At 62.7% G+C, this 7,771-nt stretch carries 6 protein-coding genes; all 6 read right to left on the bottom strand.

Annotated features, from left to right (window positions below; genetic code table 11):
- A partial coding sequence (locus ENJ19_09560) for a hypothetical protein (GenBank protein HHM05970.1) occupies positions 1-426 on the bottom strand: 426 nt, incomplete at its 3' end.
- Positions 427-616: 190 nt separating this feature from the next.
- Positions 617-1,681, bottom strand: a complete 1,065-nt coding sequence (locus tag ENJ19_09555) for a fructose-bisphosphate aldolase class II (protein ID HHM05969.1) — start codon at positions 1,679-1,681, stop codon at positions 617-619.
- Between the two features lie 75 nt (positions 1,682-1,756).
- Entirely contained in the window at positions 1,757-3,202 is a 1,446-nt protein-coding gene (pyk, locus tag ENJ19_09550) for a pyruvate kinase (GenBank protein ID HHM05968.1), read from the bottom strand.
- Between the two features lie 48 nt (positions 3,203-3,250).
- Positions 3,251-4,429, bottom strand: coding sequence for a phosphoglycerate kinase (locus tag ENJ19_09545; GenBank protein ID HHM05967.1), 1,179 nt, complete (start codon positions 4,427-4,429; stop codon positions 3,251-3,253).
- Positions 4,430-4,629: 200 nt separating this feature from the next.
- Complete coding sequence (gene gap, locus ENJ19_09540) at positions 4,630-5,634, bottom strand: type I glyceraldehyde-3-phosphate dehydrogenase (GenBank protein HHM05966.1); 1,005 nt, start codon at positions 5,632-5,634, stop codon at positions 4,630-4,632.
- A 39-nt stretch (positions 5,635-5,673) separates the two neighbouring features.
- Positions 5,674-7,668 (bottom strand): transketolase, encoded by a 1,995-nt coding sequence (gene tkt, locus ENJ19_09535; protein HHM05965.1) that lies wholly within the window; start codon positions 7,666-7,668, stop codon positions 5,674-5,676.
- Positions 7,669-7,771 lie beyond the last annotated feature (103 nt).

Genomic DNA, 7,771 nt, shown 5'->3' with positions numbered 1-7,771 from the left:
GAACCACTGCGGCAGACACTGTTTGAGAACGGTCAGTTGCTGCAACACCCAGGGGTGGATGTCCATGTCGATGAGCGTTGCCTTGAGATCGCTCTCAAAACGCAGGGCAATGTGCAATTGATATAAATCGGGATAACGCCGGAGGATGGTGCGGGTCTCCGCATACAGCTCGGCATTGTCCAGCACACCCGCCACGTCCACCGTTTGTTCCAGCGGCCGGGCAAGTTGATGGCTGAGCAGCTTGTCGGCCGCCGCTTTGTCCAGCGCCGTGCCCTTGGGCGCCAGCATCACCCCCTTGTGATTAAACACGTCGGCGGCAAGACGCACCGGGTTGGACTGGTTCAGTTGCGCCAGATGGAAAGCGTAGAAATCCCCTTCCCCGGGGGAAAGCGCCACCATTGTGGCTTGTTCCTGTGGGACCGTCATCCTGGCTCCTTGGCGACCTCTACAGCAGGCGGGAGCACGGGGGTTTCCCCCTGCCCGTCCGACCACAATACAGAGGAGGTACCCGGAATATCGGATGAAAACGGCGATAATTTAGCGGGCAAACGCACCAAGGCGGGGATACCCCCGCCTTGTTACGTGCTGCACGGCGAAACCATGGCGCGAGAAAAGCCTAGTTCACCTTGGGCGCCAACTCCCCCGCCGCGTAACGCTTGTGCATGGTCTCCAGCGACATGGCCTTGATCCTGGAAGCATGGCCGGCGGAGCCGAAGACTTCATAGCGGGCCTTGCATATTTCCATCATGGCCTTGGTGGATTCCTTCAGGAATTTACGCGGGTCGAAATTGGCCGGATTGTCGTGCAGATGCTTGCGCACGGCGCCGGTGGAGGCCATGCGCAAATCGGTGTCGATATTGACCTTGCGCACGCCGTTTTTGATGCCTTCCACAATTTCTTCCACGGGCACACCGTAAGTCTGGCCCATGTCGCCACCGTAGTTGTTGATGATTTCCAGCCAGTCCTGGGGCACCGAGGAAGAGCCGTGCATGACCAGATGCACGGAAGGAATGCGCTCGTGGATTTCCTTCACCCGGTCGATGCGCAGAATCTTGCCCGTGGGCTTCTGGGAGAATTTGTAGGCGCCGTGGGAGGTGCCGATGGCGATGGCCAGAGCGTCCACGCCGGTTTTTTTGACAAAATCGGCCGCTTCCTCAGGGTCAGTCAGAAGCTGGGAATGATCCAGCGCGCCCTCGGCGCCGTGGCCGTCTTCCTCACCCATCATGCCGGTCTCCAGGGAGCCCAGGCAGCCCAGCTCACCTTCCACGGACACACCGCCGGCGTGGGCCATCTCCACCACTTTCCGGGTCACCTCAACGTTGTACTCGTAGCTGGACGGCGTTTTCATGTCCGGCATCAGGGAACCGTCCATCATCACGGAGCTGAAACCGGACTGGATGGAGCGCAGACACACGCCCGGCTCGGAACCGTGATCCTGGTGCATGCAGACGGGAATGTGGGGATACTGCTCAATGGCGGCGGCGATCAAGTGCCGCAGGAAAGGCTCGCCGGCGTAGGACCGGGCGCCTGCCGAACCCTGCATGATGACCGGCGAATCCACCGCAGCCGCGGCCTGCATGATGGCATGCACCTGCTCCATATTGTTGACGTTGAAGGCGGGCAGGCCGAAGTCATTCTCCGCCGCGTAGTCCAAAAGCTGGCGCAAGGTAATCAAAGCCATGTGACTCTCCTCTACTCTCTGATTTGGTTACTGTTTTGAATTCGGCTGTGGCAGTGGCAGCACGCTGCCCCGGACTCACAGCTGCGACATCACCATGCTGCCCACACGCACCACCTTCATGGCGTTGGTGCCGCCGTGCTCGCCCAGCAAATCACCCTTGGTGATGATGACCAGGTCACCGTCCCGCACCGCGCCGCGGCGCACCAGTTCATCGATGGCTTCTTTGTTCACGTAGGCGTGGTCGGTGCTGTCCACATTGAAGGCCACGGGATACACACCGCGGTAAAGGGTTACTTTTCTACGCGTCTCCACATGAGGCGTCAAGGCGTAGATGGGAATGCTGGAGCTGATACGGGACATCCACTGGGGCGTGGAACCGGACTCGGTCAGGGCGGCAATGGCCTTGACACCCAGATGGTTGGCGGTATACATGGCGGCCATGGCGATGGCCTCGTCCACCCGCTGAAACACGGTGTTGATGCGATGATCGGAGGTGGTCACGATGGGCTGCTTCTCCGCCTCGCGGCACACCCGGTCCATGGCCGCCACTGCCTTGGCGGGGTATTTGCCCGCCGCCGTCTCCGCCGACAGCATCACTGCGTCGGTACCGTCCAGCACGGCGTTGGCCACGTCGAACACCTCCGCCCGGGTGGGAATGGGATTTTCGATCATGGATTCCATCATCTGGGTGGCGGTAATCACCACCCGGTCCATACTGCGCGCCATGCGGATGATGCGCTTTTGCGCGGCGGGCAGTTCCGCGTCGCCGATCTCCACCCCCAGGTCGCCCCGAGCGATCATCACCGCATCGGAGGCCGCCAGGATTTCGTCCAGGCATTCCATGGCCTCGGCCCGTTCGATCTTGGACACGATGCCACCATGGCCGCCCGCCTCCCGGAGCAGCCCGCGGGCCAGATCCACATCGGCCGCGCAGCGGGGAAAAGAGATGGCCACGTAATCGGCGGCCAGTTCCGCGGCCACCTTGATATCGGCCCGGTCCTTGTCGGTAAGCGCCGAGGCCGACAGGCCACCGCCCTGGCGGTTGATGCCCTTGTTGTTGGACAGCACGCCACCGACCACCACCCGGCACTCCACCTCGGAGCCGGCGACCTGCTCCACCCACAGCACAATGCGGCCGTCGTCCAGCAGCAGGGTGTCACCCCGCTTCACGTCGTTGGGCAGCTCCTTGTAGGTCAGGCCCACGCGTTCCTGGTTGCCCTCATCGGCCGGCCAACTGCCGTCCAGCACAAAGCGGTCGCCTTCTTTCAGGGTGATGCGCCCCCCTTTGAAACGGTCAATGCGGATTTTGGGACCCTGCAGGTCGCACAACACCCCCACCTGCCGGCCATGGGCCCGCGCCCGCCCCCGCACCGTTTCCACCCGCCGGCGGTGATCGTCATGGTGGCCGTGGGAAAAATTGACGCGCACCACATCCACACCGGCTTCGATGATGCCATCCAGGGCCTGGGCATCATCAGTGGCCGGCCCCAAGGTGGCAACGATTTTGGTTCTTCTCAGCATAATGTTCCGTTCCGAAATTCGAGTGTCGGCCAGGGCGCAGCGGCCCGCCTAACCGGCCCGCTCCTCGAGGATGGCCACCGCGGGCAGCTTCTTTCCTTCCAGAAACTCCAAAAAGGCGCCGCCGCCGGTGGAGATATAAGACACCTTGTCGGCAATGCCGTACTTGGCCACCGCCGCCAGGGTATCGCCACCGCCGGCAATGGAAAACGCCGGGCTCCCGGCTATGGCCTGGGCCAGGGCCCTGGTGCCCGCACCGAACTGGTCGAACTCAAACACACCCACCGGGCCGTTCCACACAATGGTGCCGGCGCTTTTGATAATTTCCGCGAACTGTTTGGACGTCTCGGGCCCCACATCGAAAATCATGTCGTCATCCGCCACCGCGCTCACCGGTTTCAGCTCCGCTGCCGCGGTTTCGGAAAATTCCTTGCCACACACCACGTCCACCGGCACGGGGATGTCACCGCCGCGACTGCGGGCCTGCGCCGTGAGTTTTTGAGCCTCGGGAACCAGGTCTTTTTCATACAGGGACCTGCCCACATTGTGACCCGCCGCCGCGATAAACGTGTTGGCAATGCCGCCGCCGACGATGAGCTGGTCCACCTTCTGGGACAACGATTCCAGCACGGTCAGCTTGGTGGACACCTTGGAACCGCCCACAATGGCCACCAGGGGCCGGGCGGGATTGTCCAGGGCCCTGCCCAGGGCATCCAGCTCTGCCGCCAACAAAGGCCCCGCGCAGGCGACGGGCGCGAATCTGGCCACGCCGTGGGTGGAGGCCTGGGCGCGGTGGGCGGTGCCGAAGGCATCCATCACGTACACGTCGCACAGCGCCGCGTACTGTCTGGCCAGCTCGTCGTCGTTGTTCTTTTCGCCCTTGTTGAACCGGACGTTCTCCAGCAGGACCACGTCGCCCGCGGCCACATTCAGATTCCGGCCCAGATAGTCTTTGACCACGGGCACCGTTTTGCCCAACAGCTCTGACAACCGGACCGCCACCGGCGCCAGGGAGGCAGCGGCGTCGTACTCACCCTCTTGCGGCCGGCCCAGGTGGGACATCAACATGACGGCCGCACCGGCTTGAAGCGCCGCCTGGACGGTGGGCAGACTGGCACGAATCCGGGTGTCGTCGCCCACAGCGCCGTTTTTCAAGGGCACGTTCAAATCCTGGCGGATCAACACGCGCTTGCCGGCCAGATCAAGGTCGCTCATTTTGATCACGGACATGGTTTGCTCCTTAAACAACAATGCAACTATTGAGCCCGCCTGGCGGTTTTCGCTCTTAGCCCCCTTTGAAAAAGGGGGAACAAGCCACAAAGCAGGCTGAATAGTTACACCACCCGGCACCACTGCCTCAACAGGTGCTGCAACCCCTCCCCAAAAGAGCGCGGGGCGGACCTGCGTCCGCCCCGCGTTGCGCAAACTTCTCAGCCGGCGACGTGCTTCACCATGCGCAGCATATTGCAGGTGTAGCCGTACTCGTTGTCGTACCAGGACACCACCTTGATGAACGTGTCGTCCAGGGCGATCCCGGCCGTGGCATCGAAGATGGAGGGCAGCGCCACACCCCGGAAATCGGTGGACACCACCTTGTCTTCGGTGTAGCCCAACACGCCCTGCAGCTCGCCTTCGGACGCGGCCTTCATGGCGGCGCAGATGGCATCGTAGCTGGCGCCCTTGTCCAGCTCCACGGTGAGATCCACCACGGACACATCGGAAGTGGGCACGCGGAAGGCCATGCCGGTGAGCTTGCCGTTCAACTCGGGCAGCACCTTGCCCACGGCCTTGGCGGCGCCGGTGGAGGAGGGAATGATGTTTTCCAGAATGCCGCGGCCACCGCGCCAGTCCTTGGCGGAAGGGCCGTCCACCGTTTTCTGGGTGGCGGTGGCGGCGTGCACGGTGGACATCAGGCCACGCTTGATGCCGAACCGGTCGTTCAACACCTTGGCCACCGGAGCCAGGCAGTTGGTGGTACAGGAGGCGGCGGACACGATGGCCTGTCCGTCGTAGCTGCCGTGGTTCACGCCGTAGACAAACATGGGCGTGGCGTCTTTGGAGGGGGCGCTTTGCACCACTTTGCCGGCGCCGGCGTCCAGGTGTTTCTGGCAGGTCTCGCCGGTGAGAAACAGGCCGGTGGACTCAATCACCAGATCGGCACCCACTTCATTCCATTTCAAGTCGGCCGGATCGCGCTCGGCGCTGAGACGGATCTGCCTGCCGTTCACCATCAGGGAGTTGCCTTCAACGGCGATCTCGCCCTTGAAAGTGCCGTGCACAGAATCGCGTTTCAGCAGATAGGCCAGGTATCCCGGCTCCAGCAAATCGTTGATCCCCACCACTTCGATTTGATTGAACTCCGGCTCTCCCACAATGGCGCGCAAAGCCATGCGCCCGATACGGCCGAAGCCGTTGATACCGACTTTGATAGTCATGTCGTTATGTCTCCTCAACAGGTCGAATGAAAACCGGGCTTACAGGACACCGTTCACCTGGGCGACGACGTTGTCCACGGTAAAGCCAAACTCTTCGAACAGTGCAGCGGCAGGCGCGGACTCGCCGAAACGGTCAATGCCCACGACCCGGCCCTGGCTGCCCACGTACTGGTACCAGTAATTGCTCACACCGGCCTCCACGGCCACGCGGGCGGTCACGGCCGCCGGCAGTACCGATTCACGATAGGCCGCGTCCTGGGCGGCAAACAATTCCACGCAGGGCATGGACACCACACGCACATTCCTGCCCTGGCTGGCCAGCTGGTCAGCCGCGGCCACGGCCAGTTCCACTTCGGAACCGGTGGCCATGATGATGGCCTGGGGAGTGCCGGAGCAGTCTTTCAGTACATAACCGCCGCGGGCGATGTTGGCGATTTGCTCATCGCTGCGCACCTGGGGCGCCAGGTTCTGGCGGGTGAGGGCCAGCACCGCCGGGCCGTCTGCACGCTCGATGGCTGACTTCCAGGCCACCGCCGTTTCAACGCCGTCACAGGGCCGCCACACGTGCAGATTGGGAATCAGGCGCAAACTGGAGACGTGCTCCACCGGCTGGTGGGTGGGCCCGTCTTCGCCCAGGCCGATGGAATCGTGGGTGAACACGTAAATCACCCGCTGCCTCATCAGGGCGGACATGCGCACGCCATTGCGGGCATAGTCGGAAAACACCAGGAAGGTGCCGCCATAAGGGATAAAGCCGCCGTGCAGGGCCATGCCGTTCATGATGGCGCTCATGCCGAACTCGCGCACCCCGTAGTGAATGTAGTTGCCGTCGGACACCGTGTTGGTGATGGACACCGAGCCCTTCCAATCGGTGTTGTTGGAGCCGGTCAGATCGGCGGAGCCGCCCAGAAATTCCGGCAACAGGGGGCCGAAGCCGTTGAGCGCCGCCTGGGACGCCTTGCGGGTGGCCAGCTTGTCGCCCTTGGCGGCCACCTCCTTGATGAAGGCTTCAGAACCGGCGGCCCACCCGGCGGGCAGCACGCCCTGCACCCGGCGTTCGAATTCGGCGGCCAGTTCGGGGTAGGCGGCGCGGTATTGGGCAAACTTCTCGTTCCACGCCGCTTCAGCGCTGGCGCCCTTGTCGCGGGCGTTCCACCCGGCGTAGATCTCATCGGGAATCACGAACGGGGGATGGGACCAGCCGATGTTTTCGCGGGTCGCCTGGATTTCCTCCTCGCCCAGGGGCGAGCCGTGGCAATCGTGGCTGCCGCACATATTGGGCGCGCCGAAGCCGATCACGGTCTTGGTGCAGATCAGGCTGGGCTTGTCGTTGACGGCGCGGGCTTCCAAGATGGCCTGCTTCACTGCCTCAGGATCGTGACCGTCCACATCCCGCACCACGTGCCAGCCGTAGGCCTCGAAGCGCTTGGGCGTGTCGTCGGTGAACCAGCCGTCCACATGGCCGTCAATGGAAATGCCGTTGTCATCCCAAAACGCCACCAGCTTGCCCAGCCCCCAGGTGCCCGCCAGGGAACAGGCCTCGTGGGACACCCCCTCCATCAGGCAGCCGTCGCCCAGAAACACATAGGTGTAGTGATCGACGATATGGTGGCCATCGCGGTTGAACTGGCCGCCCAGCACTTTCTCCGCCAGGGCCATGCCCACGGCGTTGGTGATGCCCTGGCCCAGCGGTCCGGTGGTGGTTTCCACGCCCGGGGTGTAGCCGTATTCGGGATGGCCGGGGGTTTTCGAGTGCAGTTGCCGGAAATTCTTCAGATCGTCGATGCTGAGATCGTAACCGCTCAGGTGCAGCAGGGAATAAATGAGCATGGAGCCGTGACCGTTGGACAGCACGAAACGGTCGCGATTGGCCCAGTGGGGATTGGCGGGGTTGTGGCGCAGAAAATCATTCCACAACACCTCGGCGATGTCCGCCATCCCCATGGGGGCGCCGGGATGGCCGGACTTGGCTTTTTGCACCGCGTCCATGGACAGGGCGCGGATGGCATTGGCTAGCTCTCTACGCGTGGGCATAGATATCTCCTCAAAGTGGCAAAGTTAATGATTCTAAGGTTACGAAATCAGTAAAAACGGCGGCGCCACGAGCGGGACCGGTCGTGGCGCGGATGAATTCGGT

The sequence above is a fragment of the Gammaproteobacteria bacterium genome, from assembly GCA_011375345.1.
Lineage (GTDB): Bacteria > Pseudomonadota > Gammaproteobacteria > DRLM01 > DRLM01 > DRLM01.
This window is presented reverse-complemented; position numbering and strand designations above follow the sequence as displayed.

What these genes read in the sequence shown, in the direction of transcription:
- tkt (HHM05965.1), bottom strand. Translation starts at nt 7,668, where the DNA reads ATGCCCACGCGTAGAGAGCTAGCCAATGCCATCCGCGCCCTGTCCATG.
- ENJ19_09545 (HHM05967.1), bottom strand. Translation starts at nt 4,429, where the DNA reads ATGTCCGTGATCAAAATGAGCGACCTTGATCTGGCCGGCAAGCGCGTG.
- gap (HHM05966.1), bottom strand. Translation starts at nt 5,634, where the DNA reads ATGACTATCAAAGTCGGTATCAACGGCTTCGGCCGTATCGGGCGCATG.
- pyk (HHM05968.1), bottom strand. Translation starts at nt 3,202, where the DNA reads ATGCTGAGAAGAACCAAAATCGTTGCCACCTTGGGGCCGGCCACTGAT.
- ENJ19_09555 (HHM05969.1), bottom strand. Translation starts at nt 1,681, where the DNA reads ATGGCTTTGATTACCTTGCGCCAGCTTTTGGACTACGCGGCGGAGAAT.